The 22,824-nt window shown below is 66.6% G+C and carries 21 protein-coding genes and 1 rRNA gene; 14 read left to right on the forward strand and 8 right to left on the reverse strand.

The features are described 5' to 3' along the window. Positions 1 to 80: 80 nt before the first annotated feature. Both BMW75_RS24680 and BMW75_RS24685 read right to left on the reverse strand, forming a co-directional pair. Positions 81 to 1,070, reverse strand: a complete 990-nt coding sequence (locus BMW75_RS24680; RefSeq protein ID WP_076519872.1) for a quinone oxidoreductase family protein — start codon at positions 1,068 to 1,070, stop codon at positions 81 to 83. A 90-nt stretch (positions 1,071 to 1,160) separates the two neighbouring features. Beyond that, positions 1,161 to 2,138 carry a DMT family transporter gene (locus BMW75_RS24685; RefSeq protein WP_076519871.1) on the reverse strand — a complete coding sequence of 326 codons (978 nt, stop codon included), beginning with the start codon at positions 2,136 to 2,138 and terminating at the stop codon, positions 1,161 to 1,163. Positions 2,139 to 2,207: 69 nt separating this feature from the next. Here BMW75_RS24685 and BMW75_RS24690 point away from each other — a divergent pair, with 69 nt between their 5' ends. The 5 genes from BMW75_RS24690 (at position 2,208) to BMW75_RS24710 (ending at position 7,985) form a co-directional block, all read left to right on the forward strand. Beyond that, complete coding sequence (locus BMW75_RS24690; protein WP_092582280.1) at positions 2,208 to 3,104, forward strand: DMT family transporter; 897 nt, start codon at positions 2,208 to 2,210, stop codon at positions 3,102 to 3,104. A 31-nt stretch (positions 3,105 to 3,135) separates the two neighbouring features. Continuing rightward, positions 3,136 to 3,651: a MarR family winged helix-turn-helix transcriptional regulator gene (locus BMW75_RS24695; protein ID WP_076519870.1), complete on the forward strand. Its 516-nt coding sequence runs from the start codon at positions 3,136 to 3,138 to the stop codon at positions 3,649 to 3,651. Between the two features lie 93 nt (positions 3,652 to 3,744). Next, a complete protein-coding gene (locus tag BMW75_RS24700; protein WP_092582263.1) occupies positions 3,745 to 5,160 on the forward strand; it encodes an efflux transporter outer membrane subunit in 1,416 nt (471 codons plus the stop codon). Between the two features lie 21 nt (positions 5,161 to 5,181). Then, positions 5,182 to 6,375 carry an HlyD/EmrA/EmrK family protein gene (locus tag BMW75_RS24705; protein WP_092582264.1) on the forward strand — a complete coding sequence of 398 codons (1,194 nt, stop codon included), beginning with the start codon at positions 5,182 to 5,184 and terminating at the stop codon, positions 6,373 to 6,375. Continuing rightward, the gene (locus tag BMW75_RS24710) at positions 6,372 to 7,985 is read left to right on the forward strand and encodes a DHA2 family efflux MFS transporter permease subunit (protein WP_175493259.1); all 1,614 of its coding nucleotides are present in this window, start codon (positions 6,372 to 6,374) and stop codon (positions 7,983 to 7,985) included. The genes BMW75_RS24705 and BMW75_RS24710 overlap by 4 nt, the downstream gene beginning before the upstream one ends. A 67-nt stretch (positions 7,986 to 8,052) precedes the next feature. Here the strand turns inward: BMW75_RS24710 and BMW75_RS24715 are convergent, their stop codons facing one another. From BMW75_RS24715 to BMW75_RS24725, 3 genes are all read right to left on the reverse strand, one after another. Next, positions 8,053 to 9,012, reverse strand: a complete 960-nt coding sequence (locus BMW75_RS24715) for a hypothetical protein (RefSeq protein WP_076519866.1) — start codon at positions 9,010 to 9,012, stop codon at positions 8,053 to 8,055. Between the two features lie 33 nt (positions 9,013 to 9,045). Next, positions 9,046 to 10,113 carry a tartrate dehydrogenase gene (locus tag BMW75_RS24720; RefSeq protein ID WP_092582265.1) on the reverse strand — a complete coding sequence of 356 codons (1,068 nt, stop codon included), beginning with the start codon at positions 10,111 to 10,113 and terminating at the stop codon, positions 9,046 to 9,048. Between the two features lie 121 nt (positions 10,114 to 10,234). Further along, the gene (locus tag BMW75_RS24725) at positions 10,235 to 11,773 is read right to left on the reverse strand and encodes a helicase HerA-like C-terminal domain-containing protein (protein WP_092582266.1); all 1,539 of its coding nucleotides are present in this window, start codon (positions 11,771 to 11,773) and stop codon (positions 10,235 to 10,237) included. Positions 11,774 to 11,933: 160 nt separating this feature from the next. On the opposite strand from BMW75_RS24725, the gene BMW75_RS24730 reads away from it, so the two are divergent. From BMW75_RS24730 to BMW75_RS24760, 7 genes are all read left to right on the forward strand, one after another. Then, positions 11,934 to 12,665 carry a YebC/PmpR family DNA-binding transcriptional regulator gene (locus BMW75_RS24730; RefSeq protein ID WP_076519863.1) on the forward strand — a complete coding sequence of 244 codons (732 nt, stop codon included), beginning with the start codon at positions 11,934 to 11,936 and terminating at the stop codon, positions 12,663 to 12,665. A gap of 147 nt (positions 12,666 to 12,812) precedes the next feature. After that, complete coding sequence (gene purD / locus BMW75_RS24735) at positions 12,813 to 14,120, forward strand: phosphoribosylamine--glycine ligase (RefSeq protein ID WP_076519862.1); 1,308 nt, start codon at positions 12,813 to 12,815, stop codon at positions 14,118 to 14,120. 13 nt (positions 14,121 to 14,133) lie between these two features. After that, positions 14,134 to 15,045 (forward strand): oxygen-dependent coproporphyrinogen oxidase, encoded by a 912-nt coding sequence (hemF, locus tag BMW75_RS24740; RefSeq protein WP_092582268.1) that lies wholly within the window; start codon positions 14,134 to 14,136, stop codon positions 15,043 to 15,045. Beyond that, entirely contained in the window at positions 15,042 to 15,629 is a 588-nt protein-coding gene (gene nadD, locus BMW75_RS24745) for a nicotinate (nicotinamide) nucleotide adenylyltransferase (protein WP_092582269.1), read from the forward strand. The genes hemF and nadD overlap by 4 nt, the downstream gene beginning before the upstream one ends. Before the next feature lie 73 nt (positions 15,630 to 15,702). Further along, positions 15,703 to 16,113, forward strand: coding sequence for a ribosome silencing factor (gene rsfS, locus BMW75_RS24750; protein ID WP_092582270.1), 411 nt, complete (start codon positions 15,703 to 15,705; stop codon positions 16,111 to 16,113). Between the two features lie 7 nt (positions 16,114 to 16,120). Then, positions 16,121 to 16,591 (forward strand): 23S rRNA (pseudouridine(1915)-N(3))-methyltransferase RlmH, encoded by a 471-nt coding sequence (gene rlmH, locus BMW75_RS24755; RefSeq protein ID WP_076519858.1) that lies wholly within the window; start codon positions 16,121 to 16,123, stop codon positions 16,589 to 16,591. A 31-nt stretch (positions 16,592 to 16,622) separates the two neighbouring features. Then, positions 16,623 to 17,249, forward strand: coding sequence for a Maf family protein (locus BMW75_RS24760; protein ID WP_092582271.1), 627 nt, complete (start codon positions 16,623 to 16,625; stop codon positions 17,247 to 17,249). 127 nt (positions 17,250 to 17,376) lie between these two features. Here the strand turns inward: BMW75_RS24760 and BMW75_RS24765 are convergent, their stop codons facing one another. Further along, positions 17,377 to 18,720 carry a dicarboxylate/amino acid:cation symporter gene (locus BMW75_RS24765; protein ID WP_092582272.1) on the reverse strand — a complete coding sequence of 448 codons (1,344 nt, stop codon included), beginning with the start codon at positions 18,718 to 18,720 and terminating at the stop codon, positions 17,377 to 17,379. A 268-nt stretch (positions 18,721 to 18,988) separates the two neighbouring features. Between BMW75_RS24765 and BMW75_RS24770 the strand changes: the two genes are divergently transcribed. After that, positions 18,989 to 20,965 (forward strand): sensor histidine kinase, encoded by a 1,977-nt coding sequence (locus BMW75_RS24770; RefSeq protein WP_092582273.1) that lies wholly within the window; start codon positions 18,989 to 18,991, stop codon positions 20,963 to 20,965. Here BMW75_RS24770 and BMW75_RS30020 read toward each other — a convergent pair. After that, complete coding sequence (locus BMW75_RS30020) at positions 20,923 to 21,045, reverse strand: pentapeptide repeat-containing protein (protein ID WP_371467587.1); 123 nt, start codon at positions 21,043 to 21,045, stop codon at positions 20,923 to 20,925. The two genes, BMW75_RS24770 and BMW75_RS30020, sit on opposite strands and share 43 nt — an antisense overlap. A 17-nt stretch (positions 21,046 to 21,062) precedes the next feature. Here BMW75_RS30020 and BMW75_RS24775 point away from each other — a divergent pair, with 17 nt between their 5' ends. Beyond that, positions 21,063 to 22,436, forward strand: coding sequence for a sigma-54-dependent transcriptional regulator (locus tag BMW75_RS24775; RefSeq protein WP_254792125.1), 1,374 nt, complete (start codon positions 21,063 to 21,065; stop codon positions 22,434 to 22,436). A gap of 127 nt (positions 22,437 to 22,563) precedes the next feature. On the opposite strand, the gene rrf is transcribed toward BMW75_RS24775, so the two are convergent. Then, positions 22,564 to 22,676 (reverse strand): 5S ribosomal RNA (gene rrf / locus BMW75_RS24780). Between the last annotated feature and the right edge of the window lie 148 nt (positions 22,677 to 22,824).

The raw sequence follows: 22,824 nt of genomic DNA on the forward strand, positions 1-22,824 counted from the left end.
AAAGCCTGGCAGTCCGCGCGCCGCGCGTCCTCCAGGCCTGCATCGGCGCCCCACGGGGCGCCGTTTCTCTTATGGGGCGATCAGTCCAGCGTGAGCACCGTCGCGCCCGTCGTCTTGCGCGAGGCCAGCGCGGTCTGCGCCTCGCCTGCCTGATCCAGCGAGTAGCGCTGGTCGATGCGAACCTTGATCTTCTTCTTGAGCACCAGGTCGAAGAGCTCTTCGGACGCCGACTGCAGTTTTTCCAGCGTATTGACGTGGATGCCCAGCGACGGGCGCGTCACGTACAGGCTGCCCTTCTGGTTCAGCACGGCCAGGTTGACGCCGGCCACCGGACCCGACGCGTTGCCGAAGCTGACCATCAGGCCGCGCGGCTCGATGCAGTCCAGCGAGGTTTCCCAGGTGTCCTTGCCCACGCCGTCATACACCACCGGCACCTTCTTGCCGCCCGTCAGTTCCAGCACGCGCTCGACCACGTTTTCACGCGAATAATCGATGGTTTCCCAGGCGCCGTTGGCGCGCGCCAGTTCGGCCTTTTCGGGGCTGGACACCGTGCCGATGAGCTTGACGCCCAGCGCCTTGGCCCATTGGCAGGCGATCAGCCCGACGCCGCCGGCCGCGGCATGGAACAGGATGGTCTCGCCGCCCTGCAAACGATAGGTCTGGCGGAACAGGTACTGCACCGTCAGGCCCTTGAGCATCAAGGCCGCGGCCTCGTCGAACGCGATTCCTTTGGGCACCTTGACGACCTGCGCGGCAGGCACGTTGCGCGCCTGGGCGTACGCGCCCAGGGGGCTCTGGCCGTAGGCGACGCGGTCGCCCTTCTTCAGGTGCTTGACGTCGGCGCCCACGGCGGTCACCACGCCAGCGCCTTCGAAGCCCAGGCCATGCGGCAGCGGATGCGGATACAAGCCCGTGCGGTAATAGATATCGATGAAGTTCAGCCCGGCAGCGTGCTGCTCGATCGTGACTTCGTTGGCGGCCGGCGGCGGAACTTCCACCTCAACCAGCTTCAGGACTTCGGGACCACCGTGCTGCTCGATACGAATTGCCTTGACGAGATTGCTGGCCATGCTGGCCTCCTTTCATTGGAAATTGGAAATAACGCGAACTGATCCAAAAATGCCGACCTTACCCCGGGGGAGCCACAGCGTTCACAGCGTTCACCGCGGGGATTGCCGGTCGTCCTGCCTCGCGGCCGGCCGGGCCGCGCCGCCGCCCATCAATGCGAACACGCCCGCCAGCACCAGCACGGTTCCGGCCATCTGCCACACCGTGATGGGCTCGTCCAGGAACCATGACGCCAGGAACAGCACCGATACCGGCCCGACCATGCCCAGCAGCGATGCCGTGGGCGCGCCGATCAGCGATACCGCCCACATCAGCATGAACACCGGCACCACGGTGTTGAGCGTGGCATGGATGATCGAATATTTATAGACCGCGGCAGGCTGGATCAGCATCGACGGCGGATGCACGACGAAGAACTGGATGATGCACGCCACGCACGACACGAGCATCGCGTACGCCACCAGCCGCGTCGGACCGATCCGCTTGATCAGTTCCCCGGAACAGATGAGGTACACAGAATAGCTTGCGGCGGAGCCGAAAACGAACAAAGACCCTAACAGCACCTCGCCGCCCCCGCCGAAGGACAGATCGTGCGCGAACACCAGCACCACGCCGGCGTAAGACAGCACCATGGCCAGCCATTGCCGGCGCTCGATCGGACGCTTGAACCAGATCGCGGACAACAGGACGACGAGCGAGGGAGACAGGAACAGGATCAGGCGTTCGAGGCTGGCCGTGATGTAGCGCAGGCCCAGGAAGTCCAGGAAACTGGAAAGGTAATAGCCCAGGAGGCCAAGCACGCACACCTGCACGCGCTCTTTGGTGGTCATCACGACGATTTCGCCCCGCGCCGCGCGGCGGGACTGGTGCCAGGCCACCGCCGCGAAGAACGGCATGGCGAACAGCATCCGAAAGGCGATCAGGGTGACCGCGTCGATGCCGTAGCGGTAGGTGAATTTGACGACGATGGCCTTGGCGGAAAAGAGGATCGCGCCAAGCACGGCCATGGCGATTCCGGCGGCGCGGCCGGAGGCCAGCGGAAGCGCCGTAAGCTTGGCAATACGATTCATGCGATGATTTTAAGTTCACCGCGAAAATATTTGCACACCTTCCATGACGCATTCTGCCTTTTCCGCCGCATGACCCGACACCGCGCCCTCACCTACATCCATATCGCCGCCGTGCTGTTCGGGCTGACCGGAGTCTTTGGCGAACTGATCCAGGCGAGCGCCGCGGTCATCACGTTGGGCAGGGCGGCGTTCGCCGTCATGGCGCTGGGCATCTTCGCGCGCATGCGGCGCAAGCCGCTCCTGGGCGTGCTCACCCCGGCGCAATTATTCGTCCTGGTGATCGCCGGCGCGCTGCTTGCCGCGCACTGGGTCACGTTCTTCATTTCCGTGAAAGTGGGCGGCATCGCCATCGCGACGCTTGGCTTTGCCAGCTTTCCGGCGTTCATCACCCTCTTTGAAGGCCTGATATTCCGCGAACGCGTCCGCCTGGCCGAATGGCTGCTGCTGGGGCTGGTCACCGCGGGCCTGGTGCTGGTCACCCCGTCGTTCGACCTGGCCGACCAGGGCACCATCGGCCTCGCGTGGGGCCTGCTGTCGGGCCTGAGCTTTGCGCTGTTGGCGTTGAGCAACCGGCGGTCGGCCTCCGGCATGGACCCGATGCAGGTGTCATGCTGGCAGAACCTGGTGGTTGCGCTGGTGATGGTGCCCTTCGCGGTCGGCCAGCTGCCCGCCGTGCCCGCGCTGGACTGGTTCTGGCTGGCGCTGCTGGGTATCTTCTGCACCGGGCTGTCGCACTACCTGTTCGTGTCCAGCCTTACGCGCCTGAATGCCCGCAGCGCCGGCCTGGTGATCGCGCTGGAACCCGTCTATGCGATTGCCTTCGCCTGGGTGCTGTTCAGCCAGCAGCCCACGCCGCGCATGCTGGCGGGCGCCGCGCTCATCGTGGCCGCCATCGTGTGGTCGGGGCTGCGCAAGCAGACGCCGCCGTCCTCCACCGCCGAAGCGCCCTCGAAGATACAGCCTTGACAATAACTGACTAGGCAGTAAAATTCGCCGCATGACTGCCGCGCCTTCCCCCTCCACGTCCGAACCTTCCGAGTCTCCCGTCCATTACCGCAGCGACACGCGCAGCATGGCGGACGACAACGCGGGCTTCCTGATCAAGCTGGTCTATCACTCCCTGACCCGCATGCTGGACCAGGAAATGGCGCCGCTCGATCTCACCGCGATGCAGTGGCGGCCGCTGGCCATGGTGTTCCTGGGCCGCGCCGACACGCCCGCCGAACTCGCGCGGCTCAACGACATGGACACCGGCGCCATGACCCGCGCCCTGGACCGCCTGGAAGCCAAAGGCCTGCTGCGCCGCAACCGCTGCCAGGAAGACCGCCGCGTGGTCAAGATCGAACTCACCGAACTGGGCGAAACCAAGGCCCGCCAGATCCCCGCAAATATCGCCCGCGCCCTCAATCACCACCTGCGCGGCTTCTCCACCGACGAAGTCGCCCAGCTCATGCATTTCCTGCGACGGATGATCGCCAACGGGTCCGCATCCGGCTCGCCCGCCGAACGCTGACCCGCCGCCCCGTACCGAACCGGGGTTTTTATTTGGCATAATCACTGCCTAGGCAAATACAGATTAATCAATTACTTTCAGCTAACAGTCAGGATGAAACGCCTTTTATCTACCGTAATGGTGCTGGCCCTCGGCGGTTGCGCGCTGATGGAACCCGCGCCGCAGCCCGTCGCGGCGCTGGACGCGGCCAAGCTCGGGCTGACCGGCCAGACCGCCGACTGGCCCGCCACGCATTGGTGGGAGCGCTACGGCGATCCGCAGCTCAATGCCCTGATGGCCGAAGCGCTGACAAACAGTCCGTCGATGAGCGCCGCGCAGGCGCGCCTGGCCAAGGCCAACGCAGCGGTCGGCATCGCGCGCGCGCCGTTGCTGCCCCGCGTGGACGCGGGCTACACGCTCACCCGCGAGCATCTGTCCAAGGACTACATCTACCCCGCGCCGCTGGGCGGTTCCGTCGTCAGCGACAACCGGCTGGCGCTGGACTTCAGCTATGAACTGGATTTCTGGGGCAAGAACCGCTCGCGCCTGCAGTCCGCGGTGTCGCAGCAGGAAGCCGCCAGCGCCGACGCGCAAGCCGCGCGCAACCTGCTGGCCAGCGCCACCGTGCGCGCCTACCTGAACCTGCAGAACGCCTTTGCGCAGCGCGACGTGCTGAACCGGGTGATTTCGCAGCGCGCCGAAGTGCTGTCGCTGACCCAGGGCCGCTACACGGCCGGGCTGGACACCCAGGTCGAGGTCAAGCAGGCGGAATCGTCCCTCGCCTCGGGCAAGGTCGAACTGACCCAGATCGAAACCACGCTGGCGCAACTGCGCAACCAGGTCGCCGCGCTGGCGGGCGCCGGTCCGCAGCGCGGGCAGGACCTGGTCCAGGTCACGCTGACCGCGCCATCGGGCAGCATTCCGTCCAGCGTTCCGCTCGATCTGCTGGGGCATCGTCCCGACGTCACGGCCGCGCGCTGGCGCGCCGAGGCCGCGCGCCACGCCATCGACACGGCCAAGGCCGAGTTCTATCCCAACGTGAACCTGGCCGCTTTCGTGGGCTTTCAGGCCATCGGCACCGGCAACCTGCTGGGCGCCGACGCCCGCATGGCCGGCTTTGGCCCGGCCATCACGCTGCCCATCTTCCACGGCGGCGAGCTCAACGCCAACCTGGCGGGCCGCCGCGCCGATGCCGACCTGGCGGTGTCGGACTACAACCAGACCGTGCTGGACGCCGCGCATCAGGTCGCGGACGCGCTGGATGGCCTGCGCCTGCTGGACCAGGAAAAGGCCCAGCAACGCCAGGCGCGCGAGGCCATCGAGGCGGCCTACGCCCTGGCCGTCGATCGCTACAAGGCGGGCATGGGCAACTACATCACCGTGCTGATCGCGCAGACGGGCGTCCTCACCCAGGCTCGCCTGGACACCGATCTGCGCATCCGCGCTTACCAGCTCGACGCCAACCTGGCCACCGCCCTGGGCGGCGGCTACGCGCCCCCGGCCGAGCCCGCCCCGAACTCCATTCATTGAACGATCCCGGATTCAGACGTCATGAACGCTGCCACTCCCTCGACCCATCCCGCCCGTAAACGCCTGCTGCTGATGGCGACCGGGGCCTTTATCGTTGTCGCCATCGCCTACGGCATCTGGTGGGCGCTGTTCGGCGCGCACTTCGAAAGCACCGACGATGCCTACGTGCACGGCAACCTGGTGCAGATCACGCCGCAGGTGCCCGGCACCGTGGTGGCCATCGAAGCCGACGACACCGAAACCGTCACCGCCGGCCAGCCGCTGGTGCGACTCGATCCCGCCGATACGGACATCGCCCTGCAGCAGGCGCAGGCCAAGCTGGCCCAGACGGTCCGCCAGGTGCAGACCTATTACGTGCAGAACGATGCGCTCGCCGCCGACGTCGACCTGCGCAATGCCGACATCCTGCGCGCCCAGGCCGAGCTGACCCGCGCGCAGAGCGACGTAAAGCGCCGCCAGCAGCTCGCCAAGTCGGGCGGCGTCAGCGGCGAGGAAATCCTGCACGCCGAGGTGGCCCTGAAGTCCGCCCAGTCCGGCGTCGCGCAGGCCAAGGCGGCGTTGGCCGCCGCGAAGGCCAAGCTGGCGACCAACCAGGCCTTGACGCAAGGCACTTCCGTGGCCGAGCACCCCGATGTGCGCCAGGCGGCCGCCGAGCTGCGCAACGCCTGGCTGGCGCAATCGCGCACCGTGCTGCCCGCGCCCGTCGGCGGCGTCATCGCGCGCCGCAGCGCGCAGGTCGGCCAGCGCGTCGCCCCCGGCGCCGCGCTGATGACCGTCGTGCCGCTGGACCAGGTCTGGGTCGAAGCCAATTTCAAGGAAGGCCAGTTGCGCAAGATGCGCATCGGCCAGCCGGTCAAGATGGTGGCCGACCTGTACGGCAGCTCGGTGACCTACCACGGCACCGTCGCCGGCCTGGACGCCGGCACGGGCAGCGCCTTTGCCCTGCTTCCCGCGCAGAACGCCACCGGCAACTGGATCAAGGTCGTGCAGCGCGTACCCGTGCGCATCACGCTCGATCCCGAAGACCTGAAGCAGCATCCGCTGCGCGTGGGCCTGTCGATGGACGTTGAAGTCGACGTGGGCAAGGACGACGGCGCGCCGCTGGCCCAGGTCGCGCGCAAGGAACCGGCATGGTCGACGCGCGCGTTCGAGCCCGCGCACGATGAAGTCGACGCCATGATCGGCAAGATCATCGCGGCCAACCTCGCATCATGAGCACCGCCGCCCAGCCCGCGGGCGCAGGCGCGCCCAGTGACGCCGCCCGCCCGCCGGGCACCTACCCGCCCCTGGAGGGCGCGACCCGCATCATCGGGTCCATCGCGCTGTCCACCGCCGTCTTCATGAACGTGCTGGACACCTCGATCGCGAACGTGTCCATCCCCACGATATCCGGCGACCTTGGCGTGAGCTCCAGCCAGGGCACCTGGGTCATCACGTCGTTCGCGGTGGCCAACGCCATCACCGTGCCGCTCACGGGCTGGCTGACGCAACGCTTCGGCCAGGTGCGCCTGTTCCTGATTTCCACCCTGCTTTTCGTGGTGGCCTCCTGGCTGTGCGGCTTTTCGCCGTCGCTGGAGGCGTTGATCGCCTTTCGCGTGCTGCAAGGAGCGGTGGCGGGCCCGATGATCCCGCTGTCGCAAACACTGATGCTGGCCAGCTTCCCCAAGGCCAAGGCGGGTATGGCGCTGGCGATCTGGTCCATGACCACGCTGGTGGCCCCGGTGGCCGGGCCGTTGCTGGGCGGATGGATCTCGGACAACTACACCTGGCCCTGGATCTTCTACATCAACGTGCCGGTGGGCCTGCTGGCCGCGTGGATCAGTTGGCGCATCTACGGCAAGCGCGAATCCATGACCCGCAAGCTGCCCATCGACAAGCTCGGCCTTGTCCTGCTCGTGGTCTGGGTGGGTGCGCTGCAGATCATGCTGGACAAGGGCAAGGAACTGGACTGGTTCGCCAGTCCGACCATCATCGCGCTGGCGGCGATCGCCTTCGTGGCCTTCGTGTTCTTCCTGATCTGGGAACTGACCGACGCCCACCCCGTGGTCGACCTGCGGCTGTTCAAGATCCGAAATTTCTCGGTCGGCGCGTTGACGCTGGCGGTGGCCTATGGCGTCTTCTTCGGCAACGTGGTGCTGCTGCCCCTGTGGCTGCAAAGCAATATGGGCTACACCGCGACCTACGCGGGTCTGGTCACCGCCCCCGTCGGCCTGCTCGCCATCCTGCTCACGCCCATCGTGGGCAAGATGCTGGCCACGCGTGACCCCAGGCAGATCGTGACCGTCGCCTTCCTGATCTTTGCGCTGGTCTGCTTCATGCGCTCGGGCTTCAACACCCAGACGGACGTGCGCACGCTGATGATCCCGACCATCATCCAGGGCGCGGCGATGGCGGCGTTCTTCGTGCCGCTCACCTCCATCACGCTGTCCAGCATCGAGCCATGGCGCATCCCGGCGGCGTCGGGCCTGTCGAACTTCCTGCGGTTGACGGCGGGCGCGTTCGGCACGTCGATCTCCACCACGCTGTGGGAAAACCGCGCAACCCTGCACCACGCGCAGTTGACCGAGGTCGCCAAGCCGGGCCAGCAGGCGTTCGACCAGACCATGAACACCCTGCAGAACGGGTTGGGCGTCACGCATCAACAGGCGCTCACCATGGTCGACGGCCTGATCAACGCGCAGGCCTTCACGATGTCGGCGACGGACGTGTTCTATGCGTCCGCGCTCATCTTCCTGCTGCTGACGGGCCTGGTCTGGTTCGCCCGGCCCCGGTCGGCCAAGGCGGGCGGCGACGGCGCGGCGGAAGCGGCGGCGGGCGCCCACTGAGCCGCCCTGTCGCCAGACGAAAACAAGGCGCCTCGCGGCGCCTTGTTCTTTTTTGGCAGCGTGCCCGTCAGTCCCTGAGCAGCGTTTGCCAGTCCCGGCGTTCGATGATGTCGGCCGACAGCGCACTGATCGGAGACAGATTGAACACGGACACCCCCCGCGCGCGCCAGAGCGCCGATGCAAAGCGGAACGACGGTTCGATGAGGCGCGGAAAGTTGCGTGTCAGCCGGCTGGTCTGGGGCTTTCCCCCCTCGTCGTAGAAACGCAATCCGCCCTGCAGGGTCAGGTCCAGCCCGTGCACGTAGACCTCGCGCGCGCCGCCGGACACCAAAACCTGCAAGGCGGCATAGGCGACGGTGTCGGCATCGAAGACCCCGAGCGAGGCGTCGAAGCTGTAGCCCAGTCCCTGCTTGGCGTCCAGCAGCTGGACGTCGGGCGAGGCCGCGGCAATGCGCTTGAGCACGGCCGGCGCCACGCTGCGCTCGTAGGCCCGCCTGGAGATCAGTTCGATGATGCAGATGCGGCAGCGGATCTGCTCCTGGGGAATGCCCTGCATGATGTAGCGCAGCACCTCGGGGAACACATACAGCGTGAGGTCCCGCGCCACGATCTCGCGCACCAGGTCGATGCGGTCGCGCACGAAATTCTGGTCGATGATGCAGTAGTACTTGAATTGCAGATCGAACTTGCGCGACAGCGCGATGGCGCCATTGACGCCCATCGCGACGCCGATGTTCATCCGGTCATAGGGAATCTCGGCGATCGACGGGCCACTCAGGATCAGGTGCACCACCTTGTCGGCAGGGTCGTAGCCCTGCGACAGGGGCGTGACGGGCAGAGAACGGCCGAAGGCGCGAAAACCGCTGATCGCGCCGTCCTTGTCCCGCCAGATTCGTACGAACGGCCACAGGTGTTGATTGTGCCGCTGGGTGCGCGAGCGCAGCATGCGGAAAAGCTTGCGCACGAAGCGGTCGGCCCGCCCGCCGCCCACGTGGTCGGAGGGGGGAGAAAAAATCGAGTCGTTCATCTACCAATCGGACAGGCCTGCCCGCCAAAGCACTCAACCAGCCCTGACCAGCGACGCGATTGCGTCGCCGACTTCGGCCGTCGAGGCGTTGCCTTTCATATCCCGCGTCCGCGGCCCGTCAGCCAGCACGGATTCGATCGCCTTCACGACCGCGGCCGAAGCGTCGGGATACCCCAAGAAATCCAGCATCAATGCCCCGCTCCAGATCTGCCCGATCGGGTTGGCGATGCCCTTGCCATAGATGTCGGGCGCCGAACCATGCACCGGTTCGAAGAGCGACGGGAACTTGCGCTCCGGGTTCAGGTTTGCCGACGGGGCGATACCGATCGTGCCGGTGCATGCCGGTCCCAGGTCGGAGAGAATGTCTCCGAACAGGTTGGAGGCCACCACCACGTCGAACCAGTCGGGATGCTGCACGAAGTGCGCGCACAGGATATCGATGTGATATTTGTCCCAGCGCACGTCCGGATAGTTCCCGGCCATCTCGGCGACGCGCTCGTCCCACCAGGGCATCGAAATCGAAATGCCATTGGACTTGGTGGCCGCGGTCAGGTGCTTGCCGCGCTTTTGCGCCAATTCGAACGCGAACTTCAGCACGCGCTCGGCGCCAATGCGCGTGAATACGCTTTCCTGGATCACCACCTCGCGGTCGGTGCCCTCGAACAGGCGGCCGCCGCTATTGGAGTATTCGCCTTCGGTGTTCTCGCGCACGATGAAGAAATCGATCTCGCCGGGCTGGCGGTTGGCAAGCGGCGAAGGCACGCCAGGCATCAGGCGCACCGGGCGCAGGTTGATGTACTGGTCGAATTCACGGCGGAACTTGAAGAGCGAGCCCCACAGCGCCTCGTGGTCGGGCACCGTGGCGGGCCAGCCGATCGAGCCGAAGAAAATGGCTTCGTGCTGGCCGATCTGCGCCTTCCAGTCGTCGGGCATCATCTTGCCATGCTTGGCGTAGTAGTCGCAGCTCCAGTCGAAGTGGTCCCACTGGAACGCGATGTCGAACCGCGTCGCCACCGCATCGAGCACCTTCAACCCTTCCGGCACGACCTCCTTGCCGATCCCGTCTCCCGGAAGCACTGCAATCTTGTGTTTCTTAGCCACCACGTTTTCCTTTGGTTTTCACTGGTTCAACGCCCGCAATCTTAGGCATAAATGCGGGCAACACAACACCCCCCGTTACAAAACCGACGGGAGGCGAGGCGTCGATGACTGCCGATGCGGCTCAGCGACGGCCTTTCGAGCCCAGCAGCGACCCCAATATCCCGCGCGTCAGTTCGCGGGCAATGGAGCGCGCCGAGCTCTTGGCGAAGGTCTGCACCACCCCGTCGCGCTTGCCGCCGCGCGGTCCGGTCGATCCGAACAGCACGTCCTTCAGGCTGTCCATCAGGCCGCCGCTCTCTTCGGCAGGCGGCTGGCCGGACCGGGCAGACGGCCCTCCAGGCCTGGCCGGATCATCCCGCGCCACCTGGGGATCGGCCGGCACGGCCGCGCGACCGGCCAGGATTTCATAGGCGGACTCCCGGTCCACCGCCTTTTCATACTTGGCCGCCAGGGGATTGCCCTGGCACAGCGCCTGCCGTTCGGCATCCATGGCCGGCCCGATGCGGCTGCCGGGGGGCACGATATACGCGCGCTCGGTCGGCATCGGCCGCCCCTTGGCATCAAGCAGCGACACGAGGGCCTCGCCAACGCCAAGTTCCGTGATGGCGGCCTCGATATCCAGGCCGGGATTGGGGCGCATGGTCTGGGCGGCCGTCTTGACGGCCTTCTGGTCGCGCGGCGTGAACGCACGCAGGGCGTGCTGCACGCGGTTGCCCAACTGGCCCAGCACGGTATCGGGGATGTCCAGGGGGTTCTGCGTGACGAAGTACACGCCCACGCCCTTGGAACGCACCAGGCGCACCACCTGCTCGATCTTGGTCAGCAGCGCCTGGGGCGCGTCGTTGAACAGCAGGTGCGCTTCGTCGAAGAAGAACACCAGCTTGGGCTGGTCCATGTCGCCCACTTCGGGCAGCTTTTCATACAGGTCGGCCAGCAGCCACAACAGGAAGATGGCATACAGGCGCGGCGCCTGCATCAGCTTGTCGGCGGCCAGGATGTTGACAATGCCGCGCCCCTGCGCGTCCGTGCGCATCAGGTCGGCGACGTCCAGCATCGGCTCGCCGAAGAACCTTTCCGCGCCCTGCGATTCCAGCGCCAAGAGGCCCCGCTGGATGGCGCCGACGCTGGCCGAGGACACATTGCCATACCGCGTCTTGAGCTCGGCCGAGCGGTCGGCCACGTTCTGCAGCATCGCCCGCAGGTCCTTCAGGTCCAGCAGCAGTTGCCCCTCGTCGTCGGCCACCTTGAAAACCAGGGTCAGGACCCCTTCCTGCGTGTCGTTCAATTCCAGGATGCGCGACAGCAGCAGCGGGCCCATGTCCGTAATGGTGGCTCGCACCGGCAGGCCCTGCTCGCCGTAGACGTCCCATAGCGCAACGGGGCTGGCGCCCCAGGCCGGTTCGGCCAGGCCCAGGTTCTTGAGGCGTTCCTGCAGCTTCGGGCTGGCCACGCCCGCCTGCGAAATGCCGGTCAGGTCGCCCTTGACGTCGGCCATGAATACCGGCGTGCCGATCCGGGAAAAGGATTCGGCCAGGACCTGCAAGGTGACGGTCTTGCCGGTGCCGGTGGCGCCCGTGATGCACCCGTGGCGGTTGGCCAGGGCCGGCAGCAGCCCCAACTCGGTCTGCGCGTTCTTGGCGATGACAAGGGGGTTGGACATGTGCGGCTCCGGACCAGGGATTCAAAAGGATGCCCAAGTGTAGAGCCTGCCGCCCGCCTTGTGCGCGTGGCTATATGGACACATGCAGCCCTCTGGCCGGACGCGAGGGCCGCCGGCACGGTAAAATGCCGTCTTTGCAGACACATTTTCCTGGGAAGCCATGGCCGGACACAGCAAATGGGCCAATATTCAGCACCGCAAAGGGCGCCAAGACGCCAAGCGCGGAAAGCTCTGGACCAAGATCATTCGTGAAATCACCGTGGCGGCGCGCGCCGGCGGCCCCGACCCGGACAGCAACCCGCGCTTGCGCATGGCTTGGGACAAGGCAACCGACGCCAACATGCCCAAGGACAACATCCAGCGCGCCATCCAGCGCGGCGCCGGTGGCGCCGACGGCGAAGCCTACGAAGAAGTCCGCTACGAAGGCTACGGCATCGGCGGCGCGGCCGTGATCGTCGACTGCATGACCGACAACCGCACCCGCACCGTGGCCGAAGTCCGCCACGCCTTCTCCAAGAACGGCGGCAACCTCGGCCAGGAAGGCTCCGTGGCCTTCATGTTCAAGCACTGCGGCCAATTCGTGTTCGCCCCCGGCACCCCGGAAGACAAGGTCATGGAAGCCGCCCTCGAGGCCGGCGCCGAAGACGTCACCACAGACGAAGAAGGCGTGATCGAAGTCGTCTGCGCCCCGTCCGACTACGCCGCCGTGCGCAAGGCGTTCGACGACGCCGGCCTGAAGGCCGAAGTCGACGGCATCGTCATGAAGGCCCTGAACGAAACCGAACTGGCTGGCGACGACGCCGCCAAGATGCAGAAACTGCTCGACGCGCTGGAAAGCCTGGACGACGTGCAGGAAGTCTATACGAACGTCGTTTTCGACGAAGCGCAGTAAATCCCCCTTTTCCTGGCGCGCAGGCGGCACCGCCCGCCATCGCGCCAGGGTGTAATCCGGATCCGCGCCGTATCGGATCCGTTGCCTTCTCCACGGGCCAGGGCCCCTCACGGATCCTGGCGTGGCAACCACTCAGACTCACGCAACATGAAACTCCTGGTAATTGGCTCGGGCGGCCGCGAACATGCCCTCGCCTGGCGGCTGGCCCGCTCCCCGCGCGTACACAAGGTGTACGTCGCCCCGGGTAACGGCGGCACGCAACGGGCCGAGCAGATGGAGAACATCGCGCTCACCAATGCCGAGGAACTGGCCGATTTCGTCCAGCGCGAGGGCATCGCCCTGACGGTCGTCGGCCCCGAGGCCCCGCTGGCCGCCGGCGTCGTCGACGTCTTCCGCGCACGCGGCCTGAAGATCTTCGGGCCCACCAAGGCCGCCGCGCAGCTCGAAAGCTCCAAGGACTACGCCAAGGCCTTCATGGTCCGGCACAACATCCCGACCGCGCGCTACGAGACCTTCACCGATCCGGCCAAGGCCCACGCCTACATCGACCAGGAAGGCGCCCCCATCGTGATCAAGGCCGACGGCCTGGCCGCCGGCAAGGGCGTCGTGGTCGCCGCCACGCTGGAAGAAGCGCACGCCGCCGTCGACGCCATGCTGGGCGACGGCTCCATGGGCGTAGCGGGCGCCCGCGTCGTCATCGAGGAATGCCTGGTCGGCGAGGAAGCCAGCTTCATCGTCATGTGCGACGGCCGCAACGTGCTCGCCCTGGCCACCAGCCAGGACCACAAGCGCCTGCAGGACGGCGACCGCGGCCCCAACACGGGCGGCATGGGCGCCTATTCGCCCGCGCCCATCGTCACCCCCGAACTCCACCACCGCATCATGCGCGAAATCATCCTGCCCACCGTGCAGGGCATGACGCGCGACGGCATCCCCTACACCGGCTTCCTGTACGCCGGCCTGATGATCGCCCCCGGCGATGATCCCGACCGCGACATCAAGACGCTGGAATTCAACTGCCGCATGGGCGACCCCGAAACCCAGCCCATCATGATGCGCGTCAAGAGCGACCTGCTGGATGCCCTGGAGCATGCGGTGGAAGGCACGCTCGACCAGGCCGACATCGTCTGGGACCGCCGCACCGCCCTGGGCGCCGTGCTGGCCGCGCACAACTATCCGAACACCCCGCGCACGGGCGACGTCATCCGCGGCCTGCCCGCCGACGCCGAAGACTGCATGGTCTTCCATGCGGCCACCAAGCTCGACGGCGACGAAACCAAGACCACCGGCGGACGCGTGCTGTGCGTCACGGCGCTGGGCGATTCCGTCAAGATGGCGCGCGACCGCGTCTACGAAGCCATCGACGGCATCCACTTCGACGGCCGCCAGTACCGCACCGACATCGGCTGGCGCGCGCTCAAGCCGTCGCAGCAAAAGCCCAAGTCCAACGCGTAATCCGGAACCGCCCATGACCGCTCTGCCCGTCTCCGCCGTCCGGGACTACCTCACCGGCCTGCAGGCCCGCATCGTGGATGCGCTGGAAGCCGCCGAGGGCGGCCCCTTCCGCGCCGACGAATGGGTGCGGCCCGAGGGCGGCGGCGGGCTGTCGCGCCTGCTCGAAGGCGGCCAGCTCTTCGAACGCGCGGGCGTGCTGTTCAGCCATGTCCAGGGCACCAAGCTGCCTCCGTCCGCCAGCGCGCACCGTCCCGAGCTTGCCGGCCGCTCCTGGGAGGCCATGGGCGTGTCCATGGTGCTGCATCCGCGCAATCCCTACGTGCCCACCACGCACATGAACGTGCGCATGTTCGTCGCCGCGGCCCGGCACGGCCATGACGAGGCCGACGTCTTCTGGTTCGGCGGGGGCATCGACCTGACCCCCTACTATCCTTTCGAGGAAGACGCGCGCCACTTCCACACGGTATGCCGGGATGCGCTGGCGCCCCACGGGCCCGATTACTACCCGCGTTTCAAACGCTGGTGCGACGAATACTTCTTCCTCAAGCATCGCAACGAAACCCGCGGCATCGGCGGCGTCTTCTTCGACGACCTGAACGCCCCCGGCTTCGATGCCTCCTTCGCCCTGACCCGCTCGGTCGGCGACGCCTTCCTGGACAGCTACCTGCCCATCGTCGAAAAGCGGCGCGGCATCGCCTACACCGAGCACGAACGCGATTTCCAGGCCTATCGGCGCGGCCGCTACGTCGAATTCAACCTGGTCTTCGATCGCGGCACGTTGTTCGGCCTGCAATCCGGCGGGCGCACCGAATCGATCCTGCTGTCCATGCCGCCGCTGGCCCATTGGCGCTATGACTGGCAGCCGCAAGCCGGCACGCCCGAGGCCGAACTGGCCGCGTACCTCAAACCGCGGGACTGGGTTTGAAGCGCATCGGCCTGCTGGGCGGCAGCTTCGACCCCGTCCACGTCGCCCACATCGCCCTGGCCCAGAACGCCCTGCAATCGCTCGGCCTGGCCCAGGTGCAACTCATCCCCGCCGCCAATCCCTGGCAGCGGGCCGCACTGAACGCGACCGGCGAACAGCGCCGCCAGATGCTGGAACTGGCCATCGCCGGCCACCCCGGCCTGGCGGTCAATCCCATCGAAATCGAGCGCGGCGGCGCCACGTACACCATCGACACGCTGCGCGCCCTGCCGCAGGACGCGCGCTATGTGTGGCTGCTGGGCGCCGACCAGCTCGCCAACTTCTGCACCTGGCGCAACTGGCGCGACATTTCCAGCCTGGTCGACCTGGCCGTGGCCACCCGCCCCGGCACGGCGCTCAGCGCACCGCCGGAACTGGCGCAATGGCTGCGGGAACAAGGCCGCGAACTGCAGGAACTGCCTTTCCCGCCCATGCCGGTCTCGGCGTCCGACATCCGCCGGCGGCTGGCGCAGGGCGAATCCACCGACGCACTGCTCGACGCTCGCGTCGCCGCGTATATTGCAGCGCACAAACTCTACCGATAAACCCCTTCCCGCCCGGCGCCACCGGCCAGCCTGCGCTGCCATCGCGCGCATCGAGCGGGTTATATTTGCAGCTATGGATATACAGAAACTCCAACGCGCCGTCATCGACGCCCTCGAAGACGTCAAGGCGCAAGACATCAAGGTCTTCAACACCACGCATCTGACCAGCCTGTTCGATCGCGTCGTGATTGCAAGCGCCACCTCCAACCGCCAGACCCGCGCGCTCGCATCCAGCGTCGCCGACCGCGGCCGCGCCATGTCGCTCACCGGCATCACCATCGAAGGCGAAGACACCGGCGAATGGGTCGTCGTCGACCTGGGCGATGTCGTCGTGCACATCATGCAGCCGGCCATCCGCCAGTACTACAACCTGGAAGAAATCTGGGGCGGCAAGCCGGTGCGCGTGAAGCTGCTGCCCGACTCCACCCGGCCCGCCCCTGTCGCCAGCGACAGCGGCAACGGCTACGACGACGCCGAAGACTGAGCGCGTCGTGAAACTGATCGTCGTTGCGGTGGGCACGCGGATGCCGGACTGGGTGCAGACTGCCTGGGACGACTACGCGAAACGCCTGCCCGCCGACTGCGCGCTGGAACTGCGCGAGATCAAGCCCGAACCCCGCACCACCGGCAAGACGCCGGCTCAGATGATGGCGGCCGAAGCCAAGCGTATCGAGGCGGCCCTGCCCGCCAATGCGCTGCGGCTGGCGCTGGACGAGCGCGGCCGCGACCTCACCACCATGGCGCTGTCGCAAAAGCTCGAACAATGGCGCGCGGGCGGACAGGATGTCGCGTTTCTCGTTGGCGGGCCCGATGGGCTGGACCCCGGCCTGAAGGCCTCCGCCAGCGGCCAACTGCGCCTGTCGTCGCTGACATTGCCGCACCCCATGGTGCGTGTCGTCCTGGCCGAACAGCTCTATCGCGCCTGGGCCATCATGACCAACCATCCCTATCACCGCGCCTGACCGCTCCGGCGGCGCCCGCCCTGTGCACCGCATGACCGACACCGCCGACACTTCCCTGCCCGCCCCACGCCTCTACCTGGCCTCCGCCAGCCCGCGCCGGCGCGAACTGCTGACGCAGATCGGCCTGGCGCACGAAGTCCTGCTCGTGCCCGCGCCGCCTGGCGAAGACGAGCCGCAGCACCCGGGCGAGCGCGCCGCCGACTACGTACTGCGCACGGCCCGCGACAAGGCCGTGCGCGGCCGCGACTGGATGCGGTCGCAGCCCTTGCCCGCCTTGCCCCTGCTGGCGGCCGACACGACGGTCATCCTCGCCGGCGAGGTGCTGGGCAAGCCGGCCGACCGCGCCGACGCCCTCCGCATCCTGCGCGCGCTGTCCGGCTCGACGCATGAAGTCCATACGGCGGTCGCGGTGTGGACCGGCGATCGCTTGCTGGACGCCGTCTCCATCACCGAGGTCCGCATGCGCGAACTGGGAGACGACGAAATCGGGCGCTACTGCGACAGCGGAGAACCCTTCGGCAAGGCTGGCGCCTACGGCATCCAGGGCTTGGCCGGCACCTTCATCTCACATATCTCGGGCAGCTACACGGGCGTCATGGGCCTGCCTTTGTTTGAAACGGCCAATCTGCTTCGCGAAGCCGGCATCCCGGTGCCTTGAGCGCGGCGTCACCCCAATGAAAAATCCCCCGGCGCCTCGCGGTGCCGGGGGTTTTTTTTCAGGCCGTGCGCGGTTATGCGCAAGCCGGGTTTGCCGCGCCGGAGTACCATCCCCGGCGCGATCGCGTTCAGCTCTGCCGCACCGGCTCGCCAAGGGCGACCTGCGGCGGTTGTGCCCCGGCGGGCGTACCGGCGCTCTCCAGCGCGGTGTGCAACTGCTCCTGGTCCAGTTCGCCTTCCCAACGCGCCACGACCACGGTGGCGGTCGCGTTGCCGACCAGGTTGGTCAGCGCGCGGCATTCCGACATGAAGCGGTCCACGCCCAGGATCAACGCCATGCCGGCGACCGGCACCGACGGCACCACCGACAGCGTCGCGGCCAGGGTAATGAACCCCGCGCCCGTCACGCCGGCCGCGCCCTTGGAGCTGAGCATCGCCACCAGCAGCAAGAGGATCTGGTCGCCCAGCGACAGCGGGATATCGCAGGCCTGGGCAATGAACAGCGCGGCCATCGTCATGTAGATGTTGGTGCCGTCCAGGTTGAACGAATAACCGGTGGGCACCACCAGGCCGACCACCGACTTCGAGCAGCCCGCCCGTTCCATCTTCTGCATCAGCGTGGGCAATGCGGCTTCGGACGAGCTCGTGCCCAGCACCAGCAGCAGTTCTTCGCGGATGTAGCGCACCAGCTTGAAAATCGAAAATCCGTTGTAGCGGGCCACCAGGCCCAATACGACCACGACGAACAACACCGACGTCGCGTAGAACGTCCCCACCAGCATCGCCAGGTTGATGACGGACTTGATGCCGTACTTGCCGATGGTGAAGGCCATCGCGCCGAACGCGCCGATCGGCGCCGCCTTCATCAGGATCGCCACCATCTTGAAGATCGGCTGCGCCAGCGCGGTCATGAAATTCAGGATCGGCTTGCCGCGCTCGCCCACCATGGCCAGCGAAATACCAAACAGCACCGCCACGAACAGCACCTGCAGGATGTCGCCACCGACGAACGGGCTGAAGATCGTCGTCGGAATCACGTTCATCAGAAAGCCGGTGATGGTCGAGTCATGCGCCTTCGCGACGTAGCCGGACACCGCCTTCTGGTCCAGCGTCGCCGGGTCGATGTGCATGCCGGCGCCCGGCTGCACGATATGGCTCACGATCATGCCGACGATCAACGCCAGCGTGGAAAACACCAGGAAGTACAGCATGGCCTTGCCCGCCACCCGTCCAACCTTCTTCAGGTCGCTCATGCCGGCGATGCCCGTCGCGACGGTCAGGAAAATGACCGGCGCGATGATCATCTTCACCAGCTTGATGAACGCGTCGCCCAGCGGCTGCATCTGCTGGCCCAGCTCGGGTTTGAATGCGCCCAGCAGGATGCCGACCACGATGGCGAAAATGACCTGGACGTACAGGATTTGATAGAACTTGAGCTTGCGCGCGGGCGCGCTGTGATCCACTTCGATCATTGGGATTGTCCCCACCTGGGCCCCTTGCTCCGCGCGGGTTGGCGCGGGCGACGTCGGGGCGTTATCTGTTTTATGGCCATGCGTTCCAGCTGCCAGCCGATTTCACCGCGCGTGTGCCGGGCGGCTTGCGGGTATATATGCAATAGCCGTGCCAAGATCGGCACAGGGCAGGAATCCCCACAACCCATTGATATTCATGGGCTTTTGAAATCTCCCCGGCCCTGCGCCCGGCGTTTTCCGGCGGAATTCCGCACAGAAACCCGCTAGAATGTGCGGAAAATCGCACACCATGAACGCTTCCCCTCCCGCCTCCGCTCCCCCCTCTCCCCCATCCGCCCGCCAGCGTCGGGGGTCATGGCCATGGCGAGCCGCGTGGGTATGCGTGGCTGTCGGGTTCGCCGCCGTCGCGCTGTACGCGGCCACACAGTGGGCCCGCGACCGCGCGCTCGGCGAAGCCGCCATCCAGGCCCGCAGCGCCGGCCAGATCCATGCCGCCCTTCTGCGCAACAACCTCGACAAATTCAGGGCGCTGCCATTCGTGCTGACCCAGGACGTGGACCTGCGCGCGGCCCTGCAAGGGGCCGGCAAGGCACAGATCGAAGCGCTCGACCAAAAACTCGAGGCCCTCAGCCGCGGCGTGGGCGCGTCGGCGATTTACGTGCTCGACAAAAAGGGCCTGGCGATCGCCGCCAGCAACTGGCGCGAGCCCGCGACCTTCGTCGGGGTCGACTACGAATTCCGGCCGTACTTCCAGGGTTCGGTCAACCGCGGCTCGGCCGAGCATTTCGCGCTCGGCACGGTCAGCCACGAAGCCGGCCTCTACCTCGCGCGGCGCGTAGACGGCCCGCAGGGCGCCATGCTGGGCGTCGTGGTGCTGAAGGTCGACTTCCGGGACCTCGAATCGGACTGGCGGCAGGCCAACGCCGCCATCTTCGTGACCGACGAGCACGGCGTCGTGCTGCTCGGCAACCTGCCCGACTGGCGCTTCAAGGTGCTGGCGCCGCTCGCGCCCGCCCTCGCGCAATCCCTGCGTACCAGCCTGCAGTTCGGCGATGCCAGGTTCCAGCCGCTGCCCGTCACGCCGCCGCTCCAGACCGCCAGCAACGGCCAGCTCGTGCGCACGGAAGACGCCTTGCCGCGCGCCGCCGCCGGCACCGCGTTGCTGCACACCACCTTGCCTGTCATCGAATCGCCAGGCTGGACGCTGCACCAGTTGTCGCCCGTGCAAGCGGCCGTCAACCAGGCCACCGCCAACGCCCAATTGGGCACGGCGCTGGCGCTCAGCATGCTGGCGGCGTTGGTGGGCATGGTGCTGTACCGCCGCCACCGCAACCTTGAACGCGCGGAGCAGCAAGCCGCCATCCAGCAACAGCTGGCGGCGTTGGTCGACCAGCGGACGGCGCAATTGCGCGATGTGAACGGACAGCTCGTCCAGGAAATGGACGAGCGCCAGCGTGCCGAGTCACAGCTTCACACCATGAAGGATGAACTGGTGCAGGCCAGCAAGCTCGCGCTGCTGGGCCAGGTGGCGGCGGGCGTGGCGCACGAAATCAACCAGCCCGTGGCCGCCATCCGCGCCTACGCCGACAACGCCGGCGAATTCCTGCGGCGCCGCGACGAGGGCGCCGTCCAGGAAAACCTTGGCACCATCGCTGCCCTGACCGACCGCATCGGCCACATCACCGGCGAGCTCCGCGCCTTTTCGCGCAAGGCGGGCGCCTCGGTCGGGCCAACCGACCTGATGGAAGCGTTGGAAGGCGCGCTCTTGCTGGTGGGCCCGCGCGCCCGGCGGCAGGGCGTCGTCCTGCAGAGCCCGCCCCGCAGCACGCCCTGCAGCGTGCAGGCCAACCGGGTCCGATTGGAGCAGGTGCTGGTCAATCTGCTGCAGAACGGCCTGGAAGCCCTTGAAGGCCTGCCTGAAGGCAGGATCGTCCTGACCCTGCAAGATGCGGGGGAAACCGTGCTGCTATACGTCCACGACAACGGCCCGGGGCTGTCGGACGCGGCGCGCGCGCACCTCTTCACGCCATTTCACACCACCAAGCCGGACGGCCTGGGCCTGGGCCTGGTCATCAGCCGCGACATCGTCGCCGAGTTCGGCGGGGAGCTGCGCGCCGCCGATCCCCAGGACGCCGGCTCCTCCTCCCCCGAAGCGCCTGACCGCGGCGCCCTGTTCATCCTGACCCTGCGCAAGACGCCGGCTCAATATCCCGCATCGAGCAACAGCCATGACCCGCGCTCCTGATTCCCAAACGCCCGCCAATGGTCCGACCGCCGCAGGTTCGCCTGCCGCAGGTTCGCCTGCCGCAGGGTCGCCTGCCGCAGGGTCGTCCGACGACAGCCTGCCCCGGCCTGCCGCTCCGCGCGTCGTCTTTATCGACGACGACGAAGCGCTGCGCCGCGCGGCCGTCCAGACCCTCACGCTTCACGGCATCCAGACCGATGCACACGCCCGCGCGCGCGCCGCGCTGCCCGCATTGGACCGCGACTTCGACGGCGTGGTCGTCACGGACATCCGCATGCCCGACATGGACGGGCTCGAACTCTTCCAGCGACTGCGCAACGTCGATGCCGACATCCCGGTCATCCTCATCACCGGCCATGGCGACATCGCCACGGCGGTTCAGTGCATGCGCGAGGGCGCATACGACTTCCTGTCCAAGCCCTACCCCGCCGACCGCCTGGTCGCGGCCATCCGGCACGCTGCCGAAAAACGCCGTCTGGTCCTCGAAAACCGACGCCTTCGCGAAGCCGCATTCGCCGTCGAAGCCGATGAAGTGCCATTCATCGGCACCACCCCCGCCATGCAACGGATCAAGCAGACCTTGCGCCACATCGCGGACGCCGACGTGGACGTGCTCGTCGAAGGAGAAACCGGTACGGGAAAAGAGGTCGTCGCCACGGCACTGCATCGCCTCAGCCGCCGCAGGGACCGCGCGCTCGTCGCCATCAACTGCGGCGCGCTCCCCGAAAGCGTGATCGAAAGCGAGCTCTTCGGGCATGAAGCCGGCGCCTTCACCGGCGCCCAGAAAAAACGCATCGGACGCATTGAACACGCCAGCGGCGGCACCCTGTTCCTCGACGAAATCGAAAGCATGCCGCTCGCCTTGCAGGTCAAGCTGCTGCGCGTGCTCGAATCGCGGCAAATCACGCCGCTGGGCAGCAACGAAGTGCGCAACCTCGACCTGCGCGTCGTCGCAGCGACTAAGGAAGACTTGGGTAGCCCCGCCATCCGGGCCAAGTTTCGCGAAGATCTGTTTTACCGTCTGAACGTCGTCACGATACGGCTCCCCCCGCTGCGCGAGCGCCGGGAGGACATTCCCCTGCTCTTCGCCCACTACCTGGGCCACGCCTCGCGCCGCTTCCACCGAGACATTCCCGACATGCCCGCGGCGATCCGCCAGCATCTCATGACCCACGATTGGCCGGGCAACGTGCGCGAACTCGCCCACTTCGCAGAACGCTTCGTGCTGGGCGTCTTGAACGATCCGCCCCTAGAGCCCGTTCCGGCGCAAGCCGGCTCGCTCAGCCTGCCCGAGCGCATGGAACGGTACGAAGCCCAAGTCATCCGCGACGCGCTCGCCGCGCACCAAGGCGACATCAAAGCCACCCTCGACGCGCTCGGCATCCCCCGCAAGACCTTCTACGACAAACTCCAACGCCACGGCATCGACCGCCAGGAATACGTCGGCACGCAGCCCCGAGCCCCGCTGTGACCGGAGAACGTCTGTCCAAATAAAAAACCCCTCGCGGCGCAAGCCGCGAGGGGTTCAATCAATCAATTCACTCTGCACAAAAAACAAACCCCCGCAGGGTATCCCTGCGGGGGTTTGCACAATAAAAGCCTGACGATGACCTACTTTCACAGACGTCCGTCCACTATCATCGGCGCAAAGGCGTTTCACTGTCCTGTTCGGGATGGGAAGGAGTGGTACCACCTTGCTATGGTCGTCAGGCGTAACGGGTTGAGCGGTTGCGGGTAGGCAACGGCTCCAATCTTGGAAGAAGCGCAACGTGTGGTGGTCAGAGCTTGGGCTCGATGATCACGCACAGTGGGTGTAATTGGTGTTGGCTGGCTGCTGACGGGGCAGCCAGTAATTTGTA

It is taken from the genome of Achromobacter sp. NFACC18-2, assembly GCF_900108985.1.
Classification (GTDB): Bacteria; Pseudomonadota; Gammaproteobacteria; order Burkholderiales; family Burkholderiaceae_B; genus Achromobacter.

Bases quoted from the DNA above. Each gene is read 5' to 3' on its own strand.
- BMW75_RS24685 (WP_076519871.1), bottom strand. From the start codon at position 2,138: ATGAATCGTATTGCCAAGCTTACGGCGCTTCCGCTGGCCTCCGGCCGC.
- hemF (WP_092582268.1), top strand. From the start codon at position 14,134: ATGACCGCTCTGCCCGTCTCCGCCGTCCGGGACTACCTCACCGGCCTG.
- purD (WP_076519862.1), top strand. From the start codon at position 12,813: ATGAAACTCCTGGTAATTGGCTCGGGCGGCCGCGAACATGCCCTCGCC.
- BMW75_RS24695 (WP_076519870.1), top strand. From the start codon at position 3,136: ATGACTGCCGCGCCTTCCCCCTCCACGTCCGAACCTTCCGAGTCTCCC.
- BMW75_RS24680 (WP_076519872.1), bottom strand. From the start codon at position 1,070: ATGGCCAGCAATCTCGTCAAGGCAATTCGTATCGAGCAGCACGGTGGT.
- BMW75_RS24730 (WP_076519863.1), top strand. From the start codon at position 11,934: ATGGCCGGACACAGCAAATGGGCCAATATTCAGCACCGCAAAGGGCGC.
- BMW75_RS24725 (WP_092582266.1), bottom strand. From the start codon at position 11,773: ATGTCCAACCCCCTTGTCATCGCCAAGAACGCGCAGACCGAGTTGGGG.
- BMW75_RS24715 (WP_076519866.1), bottom strand. From the start codon at position 9,012: ATGAACGACTCGATTTTTTCTCCCCCCTCCGACCACGTGGGCGGCGGG.
- BMW75_RS24690 (WP_092582280.1), top strand. From the start codon at position 2,208: ATGACCCGACACCGCGCCCTCACCTACATCCATATCGCCGCCGTGCTG.
- BMW75_RS24700 (WP_092582263.1), top strand. From the start codon at position 3,745: ATGAAACGCCTTTTATCTACCGTAATGGTGCTGGCCCTCGGCGGTTGC.
- BMW75_RS24705 (WP_092582264.1), top strand. From the start codon at position 5,182: ATGAACGCTGCCACTCCCTCGACCCATCCCGCCCGTAAACGCCTGCTG.
- BMW75_RS24765 (WP_092582272.1), bottom strand. From the start codon at position 18,720: ATGATCGAAGTGGATCACAGCGCGCCCGCGCGCAAGCTCAAGTTCTAT.
- BMW75_RS24710 (WP_175493259.1), top strand. From the start codon at position 6,372: ATGAGCACCGCCGCCCAGCCCGCGGGCGCAGGCGCGCCCAGTGACGCC.
- BMW75_RS24770 (WP_092582273.1), top strand. From the start codon at position 18,989: ATGTGCGGAAAATCGCACACCATGAACGCTTCCCCTCCCGCCTCCGCT.
- BMW75_RS24760 (WP_092582271.1), top strand. From the start codon at position 16,623: ATGACCGACACCGCCGACACTTCCCTGCCCGCCCCACGCCTCTACCTG.
- rsfS (WP_092582270.1), top strand. From the start codon at position 15,703: ATGGATATACAGAAACTCCAACGCGCCGTCATCGACGCCCTCGAAGAC.